Source organism: Bacillus sp. FSL R5-0286, assembly GCF_038593245.1.
Lineage (GTDB): Bacteria > Bacillota > Bacilli > Bacillales > Bacillaceae > Bacillus > Bacillus altitudinis.
Genome location: NZ_CP151977.1, coordinates 1,820,978 through 1,841,559, shown reverse-complemented (window position 1 = coordinate 1,841,559; position 20,582 = coordinate 1,820,978). Strand labels below are relative to the sequence as shown.

The window sequence follows — 20,582 nt, the reverse complement described above, 5'->3', positions numbered from 1 at the left end:
GGAGGCATTTCAGGATGACAGCTATTTTCTCACCTTCATTGATGTGCATGGATTTAACGCACTTCCGTGAACAAATTCAGCTTCTGAACACAAGGGCAGATCGTTATCATGTCGACGTCATGGATGGTCACTATGTAAAAAATATGACCTTATCACCCTTTTTCATTGAACAACTTCGGAAACTGACAGACGTTCCGATTGATGTTCATCTAATGGCCGAACAGCCTCAGGAATTTTTAATTGATGCATGTATTGATGCAGGCGCAACGATGATTTGTTTACATCCAGAAGTGGTGCAAAAAGACGTTTTTCGAATCATTCGGCATATCCACGAAAGAAAGTGTGAGGTCGGCTTTGTTCTCAATCCCGCCACACCAGTTGCAGCATTAGATGCTTTTATTCATTTAATAGACCGGGTGACAATCATGACAATTGATCCAGGGTTTGCGGGTCAGCCTTTTATCAAAGAAATGCTTCCGAAAATGAAAGAGGTGAAAGAAATCAAAGAGAAGGGAGGATACTCGTTTTCAATTGAGGTAGACGGCTCTTGTAATGAAAGCACGTTCCGGCTGCTTGCTGAGGCAGGAAATGAAATTTACATCATTGGCACCTCAGGTTTATTTGGACTTCACGAAGAATTAGATAAAGCATGGGAAATCATGAAGCAATTGTTCGCAAAAGAAACAGCCACAATGAAATCACCTTAGTAAAAAGGAGGATGAAGCCCATCCTCTTTTTTTACGCAATTTTACTAAACAAACTATCTCCTTATCAAAACATACTCAAAAACTTCATAAAAGCACAAATTTATAATTGAAAGCGCTTTATTTATGTGTTATTCTTCAAATATCTTTAGTAAACATTTAGTCAAAAATGATGAGGAGTTTGCCTATGACTACACTCAAAGATATTGCTCATGATGCAAAAGTATCCGTCTCTACTGTATCCCGTGTGTTAAATGGCGATCAAACGCTTGCCGTTTCACACGCAACAAGACAAAACATCCTCGACATAGCCAAGAAATTAAACTATACCCCAGTCAGAGCAAGAAAAGCCGACCAAGCAGAAGTAAAAAGCCCACCCGCATCCCCAGTCATCGGTGTCGTTGTCGCCCAATCCATTGACGAAGAATTAAATGATCCCTTTTTTTCATCGATTCGAAAAGGAATTGAAAAAGAATATGCCAAACAAGGTCTGTCTACTCTCCATACCTTTCGCCTAAGAAACATGGATAAAGGGGCGATACTAAAGGATATTGACGGTTTGATTGTCATTGGACGAATCAGCCCTGATACGGTTGAAAAGATGACAAACCGAATGGAACATATCGTTTTTATCAATCATTATGCGGATGAAGATTTGTATGATTGTGTACATGTGGATTTTGTCAGGGCGGCAGATCGTGCCATTCGTCATCTGCAATCTCTCGGCTATACACATCTAGGCTATATTGGCGGGAAAGAGAGGGAGCATTATTTCGAAGGAAATGCTGTGATTGAGGACGAAAGACAAACAACTTTTATCAAAAGAATGCAAGAAGCGGGAACTCTTCATATGAATGACATCCACATAGGCGAATATTCGATGCAAGAAGGCTACTCGCTTATGCAAAAAGCCATTCAGAAAGGAAATCTTCCAGAAGCCTTTTTTATCGGAAGTGACTCTATGGCAATAGGCGCTATGCGTGCGCTACATGAAGCCGGTCGTCGTGTACCTCAAGATGTCTCAATCGTGGGGTTTAATGATATCGAAGCCGCTTCCTTTTCAAGCCCGCCGCTCACAACGGTCAAAGTATATACAGAAGAAATGGGAGAAGTGGGTCTAAAGCTTTTGCTTGAGCGGATCGAAGGAAGAAAGCTTCCCCTAAAAGTCGTCGTGCCAACAAAGCTCATGCAAAGAGGCAGCACATGCCCAATCCATGAAAGGGGGTGAATAAGCATTTCAGTAAACAAAAAAGAGACAAAAAAGCAGGAAGGAAGCTGCTGAGCATGATGGCCAGATCATGCTGAAAACAATGCAGTTTACCCAATTGCTCTCTTATCTCTTTGAAAAGAATAGAATTCCAGTATAATGGACTTCTTTTGTTTCCGCAACTGCATGAATTCTACCGATAATCGTCTGAATTTTCAGTGATCAAAAGGAGGAAACGATGAGTAAAAAAATTCTGATGCTGTGTGTAGCTCTAGTTTTGTCGATGATCTTGTCTGCTTGCGGCAATAACGGTGCGTCTGAAGCAAACGGGAAAGTGACCTTGACCCTATTCTCCACAATGAGTAACAGCGGGGAGAGAAAGGCATTTGAAGAAGTGATCCGTGATTTTGAAAAAGAACATCAAAACATCCGAATTGATGCCAACTTCCCTGGCAACAGCTATGAAGATATGATACGCGTCAAAATGGGAGCAAACGATATGCCAGACCTATTTGATACACACGGCTGGGCCAAGCTGCGATATAGCGAATATGTGGCTGATCTAAAGGAAATGGACTGGGTAAAACAACTCGATCCTTCACTCGATCAAATTTTAAAAGACAAAGATGGCAAAGTCTATGCCTATCCGCTGAATCAAGCAAAAGACGGACTTAGTTTTAATGCCAATCTATTAAAAGAATATGGCATAAAAGTTCCTAAAACACTGGATGAACTGAGAACTGCTTTACAGACTGTCAAAGAAAAAAGTAAAGGAGACGTTGTGCCGCTCTGGATACCAGGAGGCGATAATTCAAATATTGCCCAAGTCTTTGATGAGCTGGCAACGCCTTTACTCATTACCGATCAAAAACATCAATACGGAAAAGACCTTGAAAATGGATCATTTGATTGGTCTCAATATACACCGCTTGCACAGTTTATGAAGGAGCTGAAAGATCAAGACCTTTTAAACAAAGATGTACTCACTGCGAAACTATCCCAAGCACCTGAGCTGATGGCACAAAACAAAATCGCTTTCACCTTTGTGGGAGGATCTTTAGGACCTGAGGCGACTGAACTCAATCAATCGATCAAAGTAGGCACCATGCCCGTACCAGCGATTCATGAAGGAGATGAGCAAAGCTGGATTGGCGGGGAACGCTTTACTGTCGCGGCATGGAAAGACTCCAAGCATCTAAAAGAAGCAAAACAATTCATTGACTTTCTAGCAAAGCCTGAAAACGCCAAAAAAATCGCAGAGGGCACTTCCTCTGAAACGGCTTTAAAAGAAGTCAAAGCCAAAAACTATTACTCTACATTTTACGAGCAATATGAAGATATTAAGATTGAACCATATTTTGATCGGAAATACTTACCGAGCGGCATGTGGGCTGTCATGGCAACGACCGGTCAAGAATTATTAGCAGGCTCCATCACACCGGAACAACTATCGAAGAAAATGGAAGAGGAATATAAGCGTCTGAAAAAACAATAGCAGGCTCATGCTGAAACAGGAGTGAAGCCAATGAGTGACATCACAAAAGAAAAACAGGCGGCGACATTTACCTCTTTTCCAAAACAGAAGATGAAAAATAGCCAAAATTCTTCACTTTGGTGGATGTATCTGCCTGCTGTTCTCGTTGTCAGTGCCTTTATCATTTATCCCTTTTTTAACGGGATTCAGCTCTCTTTTACAAATTGGAACGGTTTCTCACAACAGTATAAGTGGATCGGACTTGATCAATACAAACGGCTACTGCAAGATCCAACCACATGGCTTGTTGTGAAAAATACCCTTCTTTACGGCATCGGGAGCACCATCTTACAAAATATGATTGGTCTTGGATATGCACTCTTATTAAATCAAAGTTTAAAAATGAGAGCCATCACAAGAACGGTGATCTATTTACCCGTCATGATCAGCCCGATTGCCATGGGCTATATTTGGTATTTTGTCTTTGCGTACCAAGGTGGTGCTTTAAACGACGTTGTTACCCTTTTTGGATTTGATCCAATGAACGCACTTGGTAATCCGCAGCTAAACACTTGGATCATCGTGTTTGTGAATACGTATCAATTCGTCGGGATTGCCATGATCATTTATTTAGCAGGACTCCAAAGCATTCCTAAAGATTATTATGAAGCAGCACAACTCGACGGAGCTTCAGGTCTTCAGCAATTTTGGCGCATCACATTACCGCTTTTAATGCCATCTATCACCATCAATGTTGTGCTCAATGTCATCGGTGGACTTAAATTATTTGATGTCATTGTCGCGCTCACTGGCGGAGGACCCGGAGATTCCTCGCAATCGATGTCGACCTTTATGTATGATCTTTATTTCAAACGGCAGGATGCAGGCTATGCAGCGACGCAAGGTGTCTTTATGGCTGTCATCATCCTTGTCGTTAGTGTCGCAGCGCTCATTTATTTCAAACGAAAGGAGACCGAGGTGTGATGGATAACCCCTATAAACGAAAGAAAAGATGGTACTCCTTACTCGCCCTTTTGATAACATTGCTGCACCTGATTCCATTTTATATTTTAGTCACGACCTCTCTAAAGGGGATAGGAGATTTTAGCTCAAAATGGTTGTTCCCATCAACGCTTCATTTTGAAAACTTTCGCATGGCATGGACAGATGCTCAGCTTGGCCAGTCCTTTTTGAATACAGTGATCATTACGTTCAGCTCGGCTGCCCTACTCATCATCTTTGGATCACTTGCCGCCTATCCACTCGCAAGAAGAGGAACAAAGCTGAATCAAGCGGTGTATCTCTTATTCATTGCCATTATGGTGATACCGCCGCTCACAGCCCTTGTCCCTTTATACAAAATGGTTGTACAAATTGGCATGATGAATACTTATCAAATCGCTATTTTAAACAATGTTGCTGCTTTTTTGCCACTGACGATTTTTCTATATGCCGGTTTTATCCGGTCGACGATTCCAAAGGAGCTTGAAGAAGCCGCTCGTATTGATGGCGCGGGAACACTAAGAGTCTTTTTCACCGTCGTTTTTCCGCTGCTGAAGCCGATTACCGCTTCTGTTTTAATCATTGCCTGTGTGTATATTTGGAACGACTATCAATTTGCCATCTTCTTCTTGCAAGATAAAGAGATGCATACACTGACAGTCGCCTTATCCAATTTCTTTGGTCAAAATCAACACCAGCTCCAGCTCGTTGGCGCCGCTGCTCTTATTGCGATGCTGCCAATGGTCACGATGTTTTTACTGTTGCAAAAATACTTTATCGCAGGGCTGTCTCAAGGCTCTGTTAAAGGGTAATCCAACCTTGATGTAAAAAGGAGTGTCGTCTATGTCTAAAATTACATTTATCGGTGCAGGAAGTACCGTGTTTGCTAAAAATATATTAGGAGATTGTCTGTTCGTTCCCGCACTTGCCGGCTTTGAATTTGCGTTATATGATATCGACCATAACCGGCTGAAAGAATCAGAAACGATGCTACGTCACTTAAAAGAGAACTACGGTGCACATGTGACCATTCAATCGTATCACAACCGGAAAGAAGCCTTAAAGAATGCGAAATATGTCATCAATGCCATCCAGGTAGGAGGCTATCAGCCAAGCACTGTTATTGATTTTGAGATTCCAAAAAAATATGGATTAAGACAAACGATTGCGGATACGGTTGGCATCGGCGGCATTTTCCGTTCACTTCGAACCATTCCCGTGATGCTGGACTTCGCAAAGGATATGGAAGAAGTATGTCCACACGCCTTATTATTAAATTATACGAATCCAATGGCCACACTGACTGGCGCTATGCTGCGTTATACTCAGGTTCAAACGGTTGGTCTTTGCCATAGCGTTCAGGTGTGTACGAAAGATTTATTTCAATCACTTGAAATGGACCATGAAGGCATTGAAGAAAAAATTGCCGGCATTAATCACATGGCATGGTTATTAGAAGTGAAACGGGACGGTCAAGACTTGTATCCAGAAATCAAAGCAAGAGCAAAAGAAAAACAAAAAACACGGCATCCAGATATGGTTCGTTTTGAACTAATGGATAAATTCGGCTACTATGTCACCGAATCCTCAGAGCACAATGCAGAATATCATCCGTATTTTATCAAATCTCGTTATCCAGAACTGATTGGACAGTTTAACATTCCGCTCGATGAATATCCAAGACGCTGCGAGGAACAAATCAACAATTGGAATACGATGAAACATGACCTTGTGGGAAACACACAAATCACGCATACGCGCTCTAAAGAATATGGTTCACGTATCATTGAAGCGATTGAAACGAACGTTCCCTTTAAATTTGGTGGAAATGTACTGAACACAGGAGGACTCATTCACAACCTTCCTGAAAAAGCCTGTGTGGAAGTGCCATGTGTTGCAGACCGGAGCGGTATCATGCCATGTTATATCGGAGAGATACCTGAACAATTGGCTGGACTCAACCGGACCAATATCAGCTCACAGCTCATGACGATTGAAGCTGCAATCAGCGGCAAAAAAGAACACATTTATCAAGCAGCATTATTAGACCCGCATACAAGTGCTGAATTATCAATTGATGACACCATCAAACTATGTAATGAATTAATTGAAGCACACGGGGAGATGCTCCCGGCTTATACAGAGCCGAGTCAATATGCAATTTCTTCTAAATAACTAACATAAACAGTCTTAGCCTGATGCACTTGGCATCAGGTTTTTTTAGTCCAACAAACTGATCATTGACTGAAAGCGTTTTTAATATTATGATTTCTCTAAAGTTAACCAACAGTTAACCAAAAATACATCATCAATTAGTTAACATGATCATGCCACATGACACACAGACAAAACGACCTAAAAGGGGGACAGATCTTCGGAACCAAAAGAGCTAGAAGGTATAGACTTCACATGTTTTATCAGAACGTAAAGCAAAACTGTGGTTTCATTTGACAAAGAGTGTATACAGATGAAGGCCCCTTAGATGAGACAATGACGATAAATCAACACACGATTGCATCACAATCCAAACAAAGAGGAGAGAGGGAACATGACCAAAACAGATGTACAAACGTTGAAAAATTATATTGGCGGACAATGGGTGGACGCCGAAACGAACCAAACGGAAGCTGTTTATAATCCAGCTACTGGCGAAGTCATCGCAGAAGTACCACTTTCAACAAAAACGGATGTAGAACATGCAGTCCAGGCAGCACAAGAAGCGTTCACCACTTGGTCTAAAACAGCTGTTCCCCGGCGCGCACGTATCTTATTTAAATACCAACAGTTACTCGTAGAGAAATGGGATGAGTTAGCTGAACTTGTCACGCTGGAAAACGGAAAAAGTGTAACAGAAGCAAAAGGAGAGGTGCAGCGAGGAATTGAATGTGTGGAATTTGCCGCTGGTGCACCAACCTTAATGATGGGGAAACAACTGCCTGATATTGCGACTGGTCTAGAGTCTGGCATGTACCGCTACCCAATTGGCGTCATCGGCGGCATTACCCCGTTTAACTTTCCGATGATGGTCCCATGCTGGATGTTCCCGCTTGCCATCGCTTGCGGAAATACATTTGTTTTAAAGCCTTCAGAACGAACGCCAATCCTTGCTGCACGGTTAGCAGAACTATTTGAAGAAGCGGGACTTCCAAAAGGTGTGCTCAACATTGTCAATGGCGCTCACGATGTAGTAAACGGTCTGCTTGAACATGAAAAGGTAAAAGCCATTTCGTTTGTCGGCTCTCAGCCAGTCGCAGAATACGTCTATAAAAAAGGGACAGCACATGGTAAACGTGTACAAGCACTTGCCGGTGCAAAAAATCACTCTATCGTCTTGAAAGATGCTGATTTAGAATCAGCCACAAAACAAATCATTGGCGCTGCTTTTGGATCAGCAGGTGAACGCTGCATGGCAGCAGCCGTTGTCGCAGTGGAAGAAGACGTGGCGGACGACTTGATTCAACAATTGGTCGATGAATCCAACCAGCTTGTCATAGGAAACGGAATAAATGAAGATGTCTTTCTCGGACCAGTCATTCGGAAGGAGCATAAAGAACGAACTCTTCAATATATCCAATCAGGAATTGAAGAAGGCGCAAGCCTGATTCGTGATGGCAGACAAGATAACGAAACAAATGGAGAAGGGTATTTTGTCGGACCAACGATCTTTGATCATGTCACAAATCAAATGAAAATCTGGCAGGACGAGATTTTTGCCCCAGTCTTATCCATTGTCCGTGTCTCATCACTCGCAGAAGCAATCGACCTGTCCAATCAATCAAAATTCGCAAACGGTGCCTGCCTATACACAGACAGCGCTTCAAGCATAAGAGAATTTCGTGAAAACATCGAAGCCGGCATGTTAGGCATTAACATTGGTGTTCCTGCTCCAATGGCTTTCTTCCCATTTTCCGGCTGGAAAGATTCCTTCTACGGAGACTTGCACGCCAATGGAACAGACGGAGTAGAGTTTTACACGAGAAAGAAAATGGTGACCGCTCGGTATATGTAGCCTACATTTATTGAACAATGAGGAAGAATGCAGCTCCAAAATGGAGACTGCATTTTTTTGTTGTCTTCTAGTTAAAAAGTAAGGGTTTTCATCGCACTCTTTACAGGGATTCACAGGGAGAAATCATTCTTTGTATTCATTCTTCATCACGAAACATCAACATAATTTGAAATTGGGCCTTAACCCCAATATCAGGAAGATGAAAACAGGAGGAAATGACACGATGAGGACGAGGATGAAGTGCAGCGTTTGTTTATTGATTTTCACTTTGGTACTGAGTTGTTTGCCGGTATATGAAGCGAATGCGGCAAGCACTCCTATTGCCAAGCAAGTAGGAAATGCAAACCCGCTCATTGACCATCACTTAGGAGCAGATCCGTTTGCGCTTACCTATAACGGAAGAGTGTACCTTTATATGTCGAGTGATGACTATGAATATCAAAGCAACGGAACGATTAAGGACAATTCATTTGCAAATCTGAATAGAGTATTCGTCATCTCTTCGGCGGATATGGTCAACTGGACCGATCACGGAGCGATTCCAGTAGCGGGGGCAAATGGGGCAAACGGCGGCAGAGGCATTGCCAAATGGGCAGGCGCATCATGGGCCCCATCAGCAGCGGTAAAGAAGATCGACGGAAAGGATAAATTTTTCCTTTATTTCGCTAACAGCGGCGGAGGGATAGGTGTCCTTACAGCAGACAGCCCGATCGGCCCATGGACTGATCCGATTGGAAAACCACTCGTTACGCCAAGTACACCTGGCATGTCCGGAGTTGTATGGCTTTTTGATCCGGCCGTATTTGTAGATGATGACGGCACTGGCTATCTATATGCCGGCGGAGGCGTTCCAGGCGGTTCCAATCCAACGCAGGGACAATGGGCAAATCCTAAAACAGCAAGAGTCTTGAAGCTAGGTGCTGATATGACAAGTGTGGCCAGTAGCGCATCCACCATTGATGCTCCTTTTATGTTTGAAGACTCAGGGATGCATAAGTATAACGGAACCTATTACTATTCCTATTGCATCAATTTTGGCGGCTCACATCCTGCTGATAAACCACCTGGTGAAATCGGCTATATGACGAGCTCAAGTCCGATGGGACCCTTCACGTATAAAGGACACTTTCTGAAAAATCCGGGTGCTTTTTTTGGCGGCGGCGGTAACAACCATCATGCGGTGTTCAATTTTAAAAATGAGTGGTATGTGGTGTATCATACGCAAACCGTTAGCTCTGCATTATACGGAAGCGGCAAAGGCTATCGCTCTCCACATATTAACAAGCTGGTTCATAATGCAGATGGCTCCCTTCGAGAAGTAGCAGCCAATTATGAAGGAGTGAAACAGCTATCTAATCTGAATCCATATCAACGTGTTGAAGCTGAAACATTCGCTTGGAATGGACGCATTTTGACAGAAGCCTCGTCAGCACCCGGAGGACCAGTGAATAACCAGCATGTCACCAATATTCAAAATGGCGATTGGGTCGCTTTAGGGAATGTAGACTTTGGTTCAAATGGCGCTAGAACATTTAAAGCCAATGTCGCATCGACAGTAGGCGGGAAAATAGAAGTACGCCTTGGCGGCGCAAACGGCAGACTGGTCGGTACACTGAATGTCCCTTCCACCGGTGGAACACAAAACTGGCGGGAAATAGAAACATCGATTAACGGCGCATCCGGAGTGCACAACGTATTTTTTGTCTTTACCGGAACAGGCGGGGGAAATCTATTCCAATTTGATTCTTGGCAGTTTACTCAAAGGTAGCGAATAAAGGTGCTTAAATGTTTGATAGAGGAGTGGGAAATTTGATGTCATGTGTAAAAAAACCAATGCTTGCTTTATTGGTGTGTTTCACCATGCTATCTGTCATGTTCATAGGCCCCGGAGTAGCTGAAGTATCAGCAGCTGACGCAAACATTAACCTCAACGCAGAAAGACAAGTGATTCGTGGTTTTGGCGGAATGAACCATCCAGCTTGGATTGGTGATTTGACAGCACCACAAAGGGAAACCGCCTTTGGCAATGGACAAAATCAGTTAGGGTTTTCCATTCTTAGAATTTATGTAGACGAAAACAGAAACAATTGGAGCAGAGAAGTCGCGACGGCCAAACGAGCGATCGAGCATGGTGCTCTAGTCATTGCTTCCCCTTGGAATCCTCCAAGCAGTATGGTTGAAACATTCAACCGGAATGGATCACCTGCCAAGCGGCTTAAATACAATCAATACGCAGCATATGCTCAGCATCTGAATGATTTTGTCACTTACATGAAAAACAACGGAGTCAATCTTTATGCGATTTCTGTTCAAAACGAGCCCGATTATGCACACGAATGGACATGGTGGACACCTCAGGAAATCCTGCGATTCATGAGAGAAAATGCCGGCTCCATTAATGCACGTGTGATTGCGCCAGAATCCTTTCAATACCTTAAGAATATCTCAGATCCTATCTTAAACGATCCGCAGGCGCTTGGAAATATGGACATTCTCGGCGCTCATCTATACGGAACCCAAATTAGCCAGCTTCCGTACCCTCTTTTCAAACAAAAAGGGGCAGGGAAAGAGCTATGGATGACAGAGGTCTACTATCCGAATAGTGATAACAATTCAGCGGACCGCTGGCCTGAGGCATTAGGGGTATCAGAGCATATTCACCATTCAATGGTGGAAGGGGACTTTCAGGCGTATGTGTGGTGGTACATCCGGAGATCATACGGTCCTATGAAAGAAGATGGAATGATTAGCAAACGCGGATACAACATGGCGCATTTCTCCAAGTTTGTGCGACCAGGGTACGTCAGGATTGATGCAACGAAAAGCCCTGAACCGAATGTTTTCGTCTCAGCCTACAAAGGAAACAATCAGGTCGTCATTGTCGCGATTAATAAAAACAATGCAGGGGTCAATCAACACTTCGTCGTGCAAAATGGCTCTGTTTCTCAGGCGTCTAGATGGGTGACGAGCGGCAGCAGCAACCTTCAGCCTGGAACTGACTTAAACATATCAGGAAATCAATTTTGGGCTCATCTCCCGGCTCAAAGTGTGACAACATTTGTGGTCAAACGCTAGAGAAACACGAAAAGCCAATTTTCTCATTTAAAAAGAAAATTGGCTTTTTTCTGTGTAAATAGAAAGTTGATTTTTCACGACGTCAACACTTTGGGTATAATAATAACAATGACTTCAGGAGAGTGATCATCATGCCAAAGGTTCAAAGCAAAGTATTGATTATAGATGACGAAAAAGAAATTTTAGAATTAATCCATACCGTATTAACAAGAGAAGGCATTGACCAGGTGTTAACAGCTTCAACTGCCCGTGATGGGCTCACGCAATTTCATCAAGAACAACCAGATCTCGTCATACTGGATATTATGCTGCCAGACGGAGAAGGCTACGATATTTGCAAACAAATCAGAGATGTCTCGCATGTTCCGATTATCTTTTTATCAGCAAAGGGAGAGGAATCAGACAAAATTGTAGGACTTGCCATTGGCGGCGATGATTACATTACAAAACCGTTCAGTCCAAAAGAAGTCGCCTACCGGGTAAAAGCCCAGCTTAGACGGTCGTCATACTTACAGCCTTCTCAAGCGGAGCCCGTGATCAAAAAAGGCCCATTTGAGTTAAACGAGCAGCAAGCCGAACTGACGAAAAACGGAGCGGCGATTGAGCTCACTCCGAAAGAACTTATGTTGATGACTTATTTCTTGCAGCATCCGAATCGCGTAATCAGTAAAGAAACGCTTTATCAAACGGTTTGGGGAGAGGATTTCTTCGGTTCTGATAATACGGTAATGGTTCATATACGAAGACTGCGGGAAAAAATAGAACATTCCCCATCTACACCAGAATTTCTCGTGACGGTCAAAGGGCTTGGCTATAAATTTGTTGTAAAGGATGCGTAAAGATGAAATGGCGATTAACAGGCAGATACATGGTCTCTGTCATTATCGTGACCATTATCACGGTCTTTATTAACTTATTTGGATTCATGATATGGCTTGTACTACAAGCAAGCAGTCAGCAAAACGAAGGAAATACGCCGGAAACCTTCACAAGAACATTTGAACAATACATCACCTTGTCTGATCAAAATATCACTGTGAATAAAGAAGGACAGCAAGCCTTAAAACAACAAAATGCGTGGATTCAAATATTAGACGAAAATGGACAAGACGTCTATCATGCACTAGCACCTAAAGGCTTAAAGAGCAAATACACACCTATAGAAATTGTAAACTTACATAAATATAAAGATAAGCAGTTGATGTCGACGATCTATGCTGGCGGGAAAAATGGAAAGGGTAAGGAATACAGCTACTTCATCGGATTTAAGGACCCTTCCATCGGAAAATATTTATTTTCTTTTGATACGAAAGACTTAATAGCGCAATTCAATATCGGGACGATGATTTTATTATCGATTGATGCCATCATTGCCTTATTCATTGGATACTTATTCAGCCGGCAACTCATCAAACCGCTCGGCCGTGCCATTTATGGCATCCAGCGGCTCGCAAACGGAGATTATACGACGAATCTGCCAACTAAGGGGATATATAAAGATGTGTTCTATAATGTCAATCACTTATCCGAGCAGCTCGCTTCAAGCCAAAAAGAAAAAGACAAATTAGAGCAAATGCGGGAAGAGTGGATCAGTCATATTTCTCATGATATTAAAACACCATTATCCTCTATTCAAGGCTATGCAGAAATCATGAAAGATCCAAATTATCCTCTTTCAGAACAAGATATCAGACATTACGCTGACATCATTGAGAATAAATCACTGTACATCAAAGATGTGATGGAGGATCTCAATTTAACAACAAGGCTGAAAAATAACGACGTGATGCTGCATAAAGAGCTTGTGAACATTGTGCCATTGCTGCGTGAAACGTTAATTGATATCCTCAACGATTCGAGATATGCAGATCAGACCATTGAGCTACAAACGAATGTAGACAAGCTTATGCTGAATATTGATACGATCCTCATACGAAGAGCGGTCACCAATCTCATTTTAAATGCCCTTGTTCACAATGATGCTGATGTGAAAATCATTGTACAGCTTGAACAAAAAGAACATACCCACATCACCATTCAAGACAACGGCAAAGGAATTGAAGAGGCAGAGCTAGAAAAAGTGTTTGACCGCTACTATAGAGGGACGAATACAGGAGGGACACATGCAGGCTCAGGTCTTGGAATGGCGATTGCAAAAGATATCATCCAAAAACACGGGGGAGATATTACAATACAAAGTATGATAGGAGAAGGAACAACGATTGATATCCAATTACCCGCTTGAGCGGACATACAAAAAACGGTTCTGCTCAATCACAGAACCGTTTTTCTAACTCTTATTCTGAAAACACTTTAATGCCTTTCACAATGTTCCAAATGAAGAAGTAGATCGCCACAAGGAATGTCACAGCATACGTTGCAATTAAGAACGGACCAGCATGACTGATATCGTTCATGCCAAGTAAACCTGAACCGGCAATACCAAGACCGAAAATCAAATAAGGAATAATATGTGTCCATAGTGATTTTTTCGCATGGTATTTCACTTCGTCTTTTCCTAAGAAATAAACGATAATCGGAAATAGAAATGGTGCAAAAAAGATGCTGAAGTAACATAATGAAGACAAAATTTTATTTTCTCTCAAAACTTTTCACCTCTATGATTGATTTAGAAGAGGGGACCCATTTGACTCATCCCTCAATTCCTTACAAACTCATTGTACAACCTCAACCTTAACTCGTATTAATCCGAACCTTACAGCAACCTTAAATATGTTAAACCATAAAATGATGATCGATATTTCAATTTATTTTTTCAGTAAAAAAGTTGACTTCGCCCCCTCTGAATCTACAATCAGTAAAGTCGAACCATTTGAAGATGTTCTACCCGGATGTTCAAGCTAGAGATCTCTTCGCTACAATCATTTGATAATAAAAGTTAGCCGAAAAATGTTTCACCTTGACCTTGAAGTGTAGTTCAACCTTTATAATGTACATATAGTAAAACAAAATAATAAAAAAGGAGTAACGATGGAGTTGATGACTAGAGGAGAACTTGCCAAAAAAACAGGAGTGAGTCCTGCCGCAATTCGTTACTATGAAGAGCACAACATATTACCTGCTCCAAGACGACGTTCAAACGGTTACAGATTCTATACAGACGACTATGTTGTGAAAATTCAATTGATCAAAGATGCGAAAACGCTCGGTTATTCATTAAAGGAAATAGCTGAAATTATGGATATGCTCAGTCAAGACATAGACCTTGATACCCTAAGACAAATTGTCCATCTTAAACATGAAGAAATTGAAAAGAAAATTAAAAGCCTTCGTCTCATTCAAGACCTTTTATCTAACTTATTAAAAACCCCTGAAAAGAAAGTACAAGTCTACCTGGAATCATTTCGTGTTCCGAAGCAGGATGATCAATAAACCTATTGAGTGAAGGAGAGAAAAAAATGAGTGTAGAAATGTATCATGGTGAACGTTCTAAAGAAAGTATTCAATTTGAAACATTATTCGCTTCGCAAAGTAATAAAGAGAGTTTTTCTAGTATCGAACAGACAAAAAAATTTCTTGAGCAAAAAGGAGTTGAAAATACGCAGCCTTATGCCATTGGGGATGATGTGAAGTTAATCAGTGAGGTACAAGAGCAGACATTCGAAGGCATGCAAGTTTTCACATTGAATGAACAAGCATCACAAAATCAAAAAACCATTCTCTATCTACATGGTGGTGCGTGGACAAATCAGCCTTTGAATGTCCATTGGTGGTTTATGGATAAAATGGCGCAATCACTAGGTGCGAAAGTAGTCGCTCCTATTTACCCAAAAGTACCTCATTATAGCAACCAGGATACGTATCCGAAAATGCTTAACCTATATAAAGACCTTCTGAAAACTGCCGGAAGTGCCAATCAATTGACGATCATGGGAGATTCAGCTGGAGGAAACATCTCACTTGGTCTTGCGCACCTTTTAAAGAAAGAGGATCTGCCGCAGCCAAAGGATATCGTGTTACTATCTGCGTGTGTTGATATGAGTATGAGCAACCCTCTCATTTTTGAATATGCAAAAAAGGACCCGATTCTAGGTCATGAAGGAATGGAAGCCATCACAAAAATGTGGGCAGCTGATCAAAGTCTCACAGACCCATTGATTAGTCCGATTTACGGTGACTTTAAAGGGCTCGGGAAGATCACTCATTTTATCGGAACACATGATATGTTATATCCAGATGCCATAAAGCTCGATGAAAAACTATCAGAACAAGGAATGGACATCAAAACCTTTGTTTATCCTGAAATGCTACATGTGTTTGTTGTCATGCCAATTCCAGAAGCGGCAGATGCTCTGAAGAAAATCATTCAAGTGATCAATCGTTAGGGATTCAGTTCACACCTAGAAAGGGTACATGTTCTGATGTAAATAGGCGAAAAGGCTGCTTACTTGAAAGCAGCCTTTTTCAATTGAATATGAAATACATTCAAAATGGCAATTCACTACAGATTAAACGGTCTTTTGGCTGGTTTGTAAAGGAGAGTGAAGTTCAGTTCATCGCCTCATGTTTGGTATAATACATACGAGCAGTGAGGAAAGGGGAAACGCGATGAAAACGTTTGATCTATCACAAGAAGATATCGAATTAATAGACGAAGCAAAAAAGAAGATTATCAGTCTTTATGAAGATGACAAGCATCATGTAGGGGCAGCGATCCGCATGAAAACAGGAGAAATCATATCAGCTGTCCATATAGAAGCCTATATCGGACGGGTAACTGTTTGTGCAGAAGCCACTGCGATTGGTAGCGCTTTATCGAATGGATACAAAGATTTTGATACAATTGTTGCAGTGAGACACCCTTATTCAGATGAAGAAGATAGAAGAATTAGGGTAGTCAGCCCTTGTGGCATCTGCCGAGAGCTCATTTCAGACTTTGGACCAACATGTTTTGTCATCCTTGATATGGATGGGGAGCTGGTCAAGGTGAAAATCGAAGAACTCATTCCGCTCAAATATACTCGAAGCTGATGTACTACATAAAGATAAAATAGGAAAAAGGATGTAGCAAACGTTACATGTGATCCTTGCTACATCCAAGATGACTGAAAAAGCGTTCAACAAAAGCGGCCCCATGTATGTTCTCCATATATTTCGTGTTAAAAATATACTGTTCCATTTGTTCAAGCTTCCGCAGACTCCGCACTATTATTTTCCGATCATGGTCAGACAGAGTAGGATCATCATCTATCTTCTCTAAGGCCTTTTTCACTCGTGCAGATACATGTTCAACATATAAATGGTTTTTGGATGCTGGCGGAATACATGCCCCCAGGTCACAGCCTATAAAACGAACACCATCAAGGGTGCAGTTTTCAAAATTGGCGATCAGCTTTTGTTTGCCATTTCCCTCAAACGTTATATCTATTAGCTTACCAGCAAAGGTACAATTGACGATGTTCGCTGCCTGTAAAACACGGTCATTGAATCTACAATTAGAGAAAGTACAATCGATAAACGTAGCATTCTCCAATGTCATTCCCCTCATATCGCAGGAAGAAAAATCGGAATTGGTGAAGACGGCTTCGTTTTTGCCAATGACCACAGAGCGCAAGTCTGAATGACTAAAAGTACAATGATCAATCGTACTACCGGCAAAAATCTCGCATTCGTCAGATCACACGTATCAAATACAAGATGATCCAAGTGACAGCTCCAAAAAATAGGAGAACGAACATTTGAGTTGATGATCGTCGTTCTGCTGATTGTTTCATTTTCATACCTGGCAACATCAGAAAATGTTTCGTTGTCTACTGATATACCAGACTCAAGTCTTCTCATCGCTATCACCCTATCATATCTTCAGAATTTTTCACAATCACGATGTCCATTCAGCCAGTTCATTTTCTATCAGCTCTTGTCTTTGATTCAAGATTATATCACAAAACGATACTCAGCCAGCAAAGAACCGATATTCATTTGAGCTAGGGGAAACTGCTGATCATAACCTTTTAATGAATCGGTTTAAAGTTGAATATCTTCCTTCATTCACACGAAAAAAGAGCAGTCAACAACCGCTCTTTTTTCGTGTGTTAATCTTAATACGTTTTTAATGGACCTTTTGTGATATGCGTCAGCTTAGAATTTATGTCAAAGATTTTCGCATTGATGTCTGTTATGCCAAAGCTAGTGATTCTTTTAGAATGCATATCGAGATATGTTTGAGCTTCTTCTTTTTTTCAAATAAATAAATTCCGCCAGCCTCATTTTTCTCAGGATTCTCCGTCCATATCTTCCATATAAACCCATCTTCTTCATTGATACTTCTCGCTAAATCAGAAAACTCTTTTGCCAATTCATCTCCAAAAGGGCCATTCATCTTAAAATCCACTTGTAATACGTAAGCCATCGTTATTCTCCTTATATTGAAGTTGTGAAATACTGTTCTCCTAGAACTTCTTTCATTTGGAACGATTCTTGTGAAAGTTCTTTCTCCATAAAAGATCGCACATCCGATTGATCAACATCGTACATCACTTCAATCTCTTTAGAGAATAGACATTTTTCTTTTTCGAGTAAGGCAGAAACCATGGGAAGCTTCTTCGGTTGAAGCTCTTCTGTGTTTAAAGCTTGCTTTAAACCATCAATATAGACGTCTAATGGTCGACCACCCGTGATTTTAACTCCTTTATTTTCTTCGTTGACGAGGATGATGGTCGGAAAACCTCTTGCACCGAGGTCTCGAACAAGAGCAAAATCTTGATTTAATAAGTCTTGTCCGCTATGGAGCTCCGCTTCGTGTAAAATCTCATCTCCGTTCAATCCAAGGTTGTTGACGATATCAATCAAAACTGCAATATCCGATATATTTTGATTGAATGCAAATAGCGTTCTCTTGCACGGCGTAAAAACGTATAGGCTTGTTCATCACCGTGATGTTTTTGAATCACTTTGAACACACGAGAGGACGGGTAGGAAGATTGAACAGGATTGTCAATCATTAAGGACCCATCAATTGGCATGCGAGAATGTTCTCCGACTTCTCTCCAGTGACCCGTAACATCAGCAGGCTTATAAATTCCGTTTGCAGGATCAATTGGACCGTCATGCCATTTCTCTAGCAGTCCACCTAACACAGTCTGGAAATGAAAATAATTTCCGTATTGCTCTTTAAATCGGCGCAGGACAGGGTCAATTGCCCAGCAATGAGAACAAATTGGATCTGTTACATAGTAGAGCGTAATGTTTTTTTTTAGGTTGGTGAAAGTCAATGACCTGGATATCTTCTTCACCTACACCGCATACACCAGTTTCTAAATCACAAAACATGTCATTGTTTTTCAAGTTGTTTCCTCCTTAATTTTTCAGGAAAAAATGTGTCCTGATCAGTTGTTTGAATCAAGTCATCATTTGCTTTACAATTTAAGACAGAATGAGTGAGATCAACACCAATAATTTCTTCAATTTGTTGTTTATCCGACAGATTCAAGTATGTGTTTAAAAAGAAGGGAGGAAGAAGATGACGCAGCCAAAGACAGATCCGCGTGTATTAAGAACGCGCAAATTAATCATGGAGTCTTTTATGAAGCTTTCATCGAAAAAAGAATTTAAGGATATTACGGTGAAAGATGTGACAGCAGAAGCCATGATTAACCGAGCCACGTTTTATTATCATTTTGAGGATAAATACGATTTATTAGATAAAACACTCTCAGAAGTATTGTCAATTAATTTAGAAAGTATCAATTTTAACAACAGTAAACTAGATGAAGATACAATGATGAATATTTTTAAAGCGCTAGCCAGTTTCCAACAATCTCTTCATAACCGCTGCCAAGTAGAATATGAAACTGAACTTGCTCCAATTGTTCGAGAACAGCTTGAAATTATTTTTTATCAGTTGTTAGTGAATCAATATACAAATGTCGAAAAGCAAGTGTTGAAGGTCATGGCTGTTTTTTTAAACTGGGGAATTCACGGAGCTTCTGTTGAGTGGAGAAAAAATAGTTCGCACATATCTTCAGAAGAATTTATCAAATCAGCATTGCCGTATATCATGTCAGGAATTGATTTTAAGCATAGCATGTAGACAATTTGACAATGTTTAACCGCTCCACTAATATAAATGCTATAGCATATAAAATGATTAGAGGGTGTTTACATGAAGTTACATGATTTAATAGGTTATCTCGTTCATCGCACTGATGTGAAAATGACGAATTATTTTACGAATAGGTTAAAGCCATACGGTGTTACACCAGAGCAGTGGAGTATTATTAGTATTCTTAGCCGTGAAAAAGGCGCGACTCAAAAAGAATTGGCAGAAGGCATTGATAAAAATCAAACCACTGTCGTAAGAATGATCCAGTCAATGGAACGAAAAGGGCTTGTCAAAAAAATCTATAATGAGCAAGACCGGCGCTCGCATCACCTGTTTTTAACAGAAAAAGGGGACGAGATCAAAAAGGCGATTCTTCCTGTCGTCATGAATGCACATCGAACTGTGACAAATCAATTAAGTGATGAAGAGATTGAACAATTAAAATTACTTTTAAACAAATTATTCTATTCAGACTATCCATCTTGATAAATCTATAAGGTAGAAACAACCTCAATTTTTGTATGATATATGCTATGACATATAAATTTCATCCATTCAATGTGGAAGTGAGATTTTATCAAGATGGCCCCAGAAACCGGTGTCCATTAAGCGACCCTTTCTGGTCAAATAACTTAGAAAGATGTGATTACTATTTTCATTCTTATTCTACAAATTGTATTGGCCGTTTTCTTTTTCCTCACAGGAACGAAAATCATATCTGGAAAAATGGCAGAAGAGTTCAAACGATTTGGTTTACCTGCTTTTTTTAATGTTTTAACGGGGGCTCTTGAGTTAATAGGCGCTGCTGGAATGCTAGCCGGCATATGGATCCCAACATTAGCATTATTATCAGGCTTATTGTTAGGAGGTACGATGCTGGCAGCTGCATTTACTCTGATCGTATTGGCCAAAGATCCCTTTAAAAAAGCAATCCCTGCACTTGTTTTATTCGCTCTCAGTATAGGTGTCAGCTTATACCAAATTCTTTAAATTCATATTAAAAAACCACAAAAACCTAAACACATCTCCACTGTTCATGACGGTGGATT

Annotated in this window: 20 protein-coding genes and 2 pseudogenes; 17 read left to right on the top strand and 5 right to left on the bottom strand. The window is 41.0% G+C overall.

Going from position 1 to position 20,582, the window contains the following annotated elements:
• Positions 1-14 precede the first annotated feature (14 nt).
• The 11 genes from alsE (at position 15) to NST24_RS09300 (ending at position 13,716) form a co-directional block, all read left to right on the top strand.
• Entirely contained in the window at positions 15-707 is a 693-nt protein-coding gene (gene alsE / locus NST24_RS09350; RefSeq protein WP_008343724.1) for a D-allulose 6-phosphate 3-epimerase, read from the top strand.
• Between the two features lie 184 nt (positions 708-891).
• Positions 892-1,932, top strand: a complete 1,041-nt coding sequence (locus NST24_RS09345) for a LacI family DNA-binding transcriptional regulator (protein ID WP_342462598.1) — start codon at positions 892-894, stop codon at positions 1,930-1,932.
• Positions 1,933-2,149: 217 nt separating this feature from the next.
• The gene (locus tag NST24_RS09340; protein WP_342462597.1) at positions 2,150-3,406 is read left to right on the top strand and encodes an ABC transporter substrate-binding protein; all 1,257 of its coding nucleotides are present in this window, start codon (positions 2,150-2,152) and stop codon (positions 3,404-3,406) included.
• A gap of 30 nt (positions 3,407-3,436) precedes the next feature.
• The gene (locus NST24_RS09335) at positions 3,437-4,369 is read left to right on the top strand and encodes a sugar ABC transporter permease (RefSeq protein WP_041092754.1); all 933 of its coding nucleotides are present in this window, start codon (positions 3,437-3,439) and stop codon (positions 4,367-4,369) included.
• Positions 4,369-5,199 (top strand): carbohydrate ABC transporter permease, encoded by an 831-nt coding sequence (locus NST24_RS09330; RefSeq protein WP_342462596.1) that lies wholly within the window; start codon positions 4,369-4,371, stop codon positions 5,197-5,199. Before NST24_RS09335 ends, NST24_RS09330 begins: the two co-directional genes overlap by 1 nt.
• Before the next feature lie 31 nt (positions 5,200-5,230).
• Positions 5,231-6,562, top strand: a complete 1,332-nt coding sequence (locus NST24_RS09325) for an alpha-glucosidase/alpha-galactosidase (protein WP_282747275.1) — start codon at positions 5,231-5,233, stop codon at positions 6,560-6,562.
• Positions 6,563-6,935: 373 nt separating this feature from the next.
• Positions 6,936-8,396, top strand: coding sequence for a CoA-acylating methylmalonate-semialdehyde dehydrogenase (locus tag NST24_RS09320; protein WP_041092751.1), 1,461 nt, complete (start codon positions 6,936-6,938; stop codon positions 8,394-8,396).
• Between the two features lie 223 nt (positions 8,397-8,619).
• The gene (locus NST24_RS09315) at positions 8,620-10,164 is read left to right on the top strand and encodes a glycoside hydrolase family 43 protein (RefSeq protein ID WP_342462595.1); all 1,545 of its coding nucleotides are present in this window, start codon (positions 8,620-8,622) and stop codon (positions 10,162-10,164) included.
• 41 nt (positions 10,165-10,205) lie between these two features.
• Positions 10,206-11,471 carry a glycoside hydrolase family 30 beta sandwich domain-containing protein gene (locus NST24_RS09310; RefSeq protein ID WP_083561454.1) on the top strand — a complete coding sequence of 422 codons (1,266 nt, stop codon included), beginning with the start codon at positions 10,206-10,208 and terminating at the stop codon, positions 11,469-11,471.
• A gap of 131 nt (positions 11,472-11,602) precedes the next feature.
• Positions 11,603-12,310 (top strand): response regulator transcription factor, encoded by a 708-nt coding sequence (locus NST24_RS09305; RefSeq protein WP_008343743.1) that lies wholly within the window; start codon positions 11,603-11,605, stop codon positions 12,308-12,310.
• A gap of 2 nt (positions 12,311-12,312) precedes the next feature.
• A complete protein-coding gene (locus NST24_RS09300) occupies positions 12,313-13,716 on the top strand; it encodes a HAMP domain-containing sensor histidine kinase (RefSeq protein WP_342462594.1) in 1,404 nt (467 codons plus the stop codon).
• 52 nt (positions 13,717-13,768) lie between these two features.
• On the opposite strand, the gene NST24_RS09295 is transcribed toward NST24_RS09300, so the two are convergent.
• Positions 13,769-14,077 (bottom strand): DUF4870 domain-containing protein, encoded by a 309-nt coding sequence (locus tag NST24_RS09295; RefSeq protein ID WP_007499277.1) that lies wholly within the window; start codon positions 14,075-14,077, stop codon positions 13,769-13,771.
• Positions 14,078-14,462: 385 nt separating this feature from the next.
• On the opposite strand from NST24_RS09295, the gene NST24_RS09290 reads away from it, so the two are divergent.
• The 3 genes from NST24_RS09290 (at position 14,463) to NST24_RS09280 (ending at position 16,463) form a co-directional block, all read left to right on the top strand.
• Positions 14,463-14,864, top strand: coding sequence for a MerR family transcriptional regulator (locus tag NST24_RS09290; RefSeq protein WP_017367349.1), 402 nt, complete (start codon positions 14,463-14,465; stop codon positions 14,862-14,864).
• 26 nt (positions 14,865-14,890) lie between these two features.
• Positions 14,891-15,817 (top strand): alpha/beta hydrolase, encoded by a 927-nt coding sequence (locus NST24_RS09285; RefSeq protein ID WP_342462593.1) that lies wholly within the window; start codon positions 14,891-14,893, stop codon positions 15,815-15,817.
• Positions 15,818-16,040: 223 nt separating this feature from the next.
• The gene (locus tag NST24_RS09280; RefSeq protein ID WP_342462592.1) at positions 16,041-16,463 is read left to right on the top strand and encodes a cytidine deaminase; all 423 of its coding nucleotides are present in this window, start codon (positions 16,041-16,043) and stop codon (positions 16,461-16,463) included.
• Positions 16,464-16,506: 43 nt separating this feature from the next.
• Here the strand turns inward: NST24_RS09280 and NST24_RS09275 are convergent, their stop codons facing one another.
• The 4 genes and pseudogenes from NST24_RS09275 to NST24_RS09260 form a co-directional block, all read right to left on the bottom strand.
• Positions 16,507-16,971 carry a pentapeptide repeat-containing protein gene (locus tag NST24_RS09275; protein WP_342462591.1) on the bottom strand — a complete coding sequence of 155 codons (465 nt, stop codon included), beginning with the start codon at positions 16,969-16,971 and terminating at the stop codon, positions 16,507-16,509.
• Between the two features lie 5 nt (positions 16,972-16,976).
• On the bottom strand, positions 16,977-17,273 hold the full coding sequence (locus tag NST24_RS09270) for a hypothetical protein (protein WP_342462590.1): 297 nt from the start codon (positions 17,271-17,273) through the stop codon (positions 16,977-16,979).
• 257 nt (positions 17,274-17,530) lie between these two features.
• Positions 17,531-17,841 (bottom strand): annotated as a pseudogene (locus tag NST24_RS09265) (monooxygenase).
• An 11-nt stretch (positions 17,842-17,852) separates the two neighbouring features.
• Positions 17,853-18,776, bottom strand: a pseudogene (locus NST24_RS09260) (DsbA family protein).
• Between the two features lie 175 nt (positions 18,777-18,951).
• Between NST24_RS09260 and NST24_RS09255 the strand changes: the two are divergent.
• From NST24_RS09255 to NST24_RS09245, 3 genes are all read left to right on the top strand, one after another.
• A complete protein-coding gene (locus NST24_RS09255; protein ID WP_342462589.1) occupies positions 18,952-19,521 on the top strand; it encodes a TetR/AcrR family transcriptional regulator in 570 nt (189 codons plus the stop codon).
• Between the two features lie 72 nt (positions 19,522-19,593).
• Positions 19,594-20,019, top strand: a complete 426-nt coding sequence (locus NST24_RS09250; protein ID WP_342462588.1) for a MarR family transcriptional regulator — start codon at positions 19,594-19,596, stop codon at positions 20,017-20,019.
• 156 nt (positions 20,020-20,175) lie between these two features.
• Positions 20,176-20,523: a DoxX family protein gene (locus NST24_RS09245; RefSeq protein WP_342462587.1), complete on the top strand. Its 348-nt coding sequence runs from the start codon at positions 20,176-20,178 to the stop codon at positions 20,521-20,523.
• The last annotated feature ends 59 nt before the right edge of the window (positions 20,524-20,582 follow it).

What these genes read in the sequence shown, in the direction of transcription:
- NST24_RS09330 (WP_342462596.1), top strand. Translation starts at nt 4,369, where the DNA reads ATGGATAACCCCTATAAACGAAAGAAAAGATGGTACTCCTTACTCGCC.
- NST24_RS09300 (WP_342462594.1), top strand. Translation starts at nt 12,313, where the DNA reads ATGAAATGGCGATTAACAGGCAGATACATGGTCTCTGTCATTATCGTG.
- NST24_RS09345 (WP_342462598.1), top strand. Translation starts at nt 892, where the DNA reads ATGACTACACTCAAAGATATTGCTCATGATGCAAAAGTATCCGTCTCT.
- NST24_RS09255 (WP_342462589.1), top strand. Translation starts at nt 18,952, where the DNA reads ATGACGCAGCCAAAGACAGATCCGCGTGTATTAAGAACGCGCAAATTA.
- NST24_RS09340 (WP_342462597.1), top strand. Translation starts at nt 2,150, where the DNA reads ATGAGTAAAAAAATTCTGATGCTGTGTGTAGCTCTAGTTTTGTCGATG.
- alsE (WP_008343724.1), top strand. Translation starts at nt 15, where the DNA reads ATGACAGCTATTTTCTCACCTTCATTGATGTGCATGGATTTAACGCAC.
- NST24_RS09250 (WP_342462588.1), top strand. Translation starts at nt 19,594, where the DNA reads ATGAAGTTACATGATTTAATAGGTTATCTCGTTCATCGCACTGATGTG.
- NST24_RS09275 (WP_342462591.1), bottom strand. Translation starts at nt 16,971, where the DNA reads ATGACATTGGAGAATGCTACGTTTATCGATTGTACTTTCTCTAATTGT.
- NST24_RS09285 (WP_342462593.1), top strand. Translation starts at nt 14,891, where the DNA reads ATGAGTGTAGAAATGTATCATGGTGAACGTTCTAAAGAAAGTATTCAA.
- NST24_RS09325 (WP_282747275.1), top strand. Translation starts at nt 5,231, where the DNA reads ATGTCTAAAATTACATTTATCGGTGCAGGAAGTACCGTGTTTGCTAAA.
- NST24_RS09335 (WP_041092754.1), top strand. Translation starts at nt 3,437, where the DNA reads ATGAGTGACATCACAAAAGAAAAACAGGCGGCGACATTTACCTCTTTT.
- NST24_RS09320 (WP_041092751.1), top strand. Translation starts at nt 6,936, where the DNA reads ATGACCAAAACAGATGTACAAACGTTGAAAAATTATATTGGCGGACAA.
- NST24_RS09270 (WP_342462590.1), bottom strand. Translation starts at nt 17,273, where the DNA reads ATGAGAAGACTTGAGTCTGGTATATCAGTAGACAACGAAACATTTTCT.
- NST24_RS09305 (WP_008343743.1), top strand. Translation starts at nt 11,603, where the DNA reads ATGCCAAAGGTTCAAAGCAAAGTATTGATTATAGATGACGAAAAAGAA.
- NST24_RS09290 (WP_017367349.1), top strand. Translation starts at nt 14,463, where the DNA reads ATGGAGTTGATGACTAGAGGAGAACTTGCCAAAAAAACAGGAGTGAGT.
- NST24_RS09315 (WP_342462595.1), top strand. Translation starts at nt 8,620, where the DNA reads ATGAGGACGAGGATGAAGTGCAGCGTTTGTTTATTGATTTTCACTTTG.
- NST24_RS09280 (WP_342462592.1), top strand. Translation starts at nt 16,041, where the DNA reads ATGAAAACGTTTGATCTATCACAAGAAGATATCGAATTAATAGACGAA.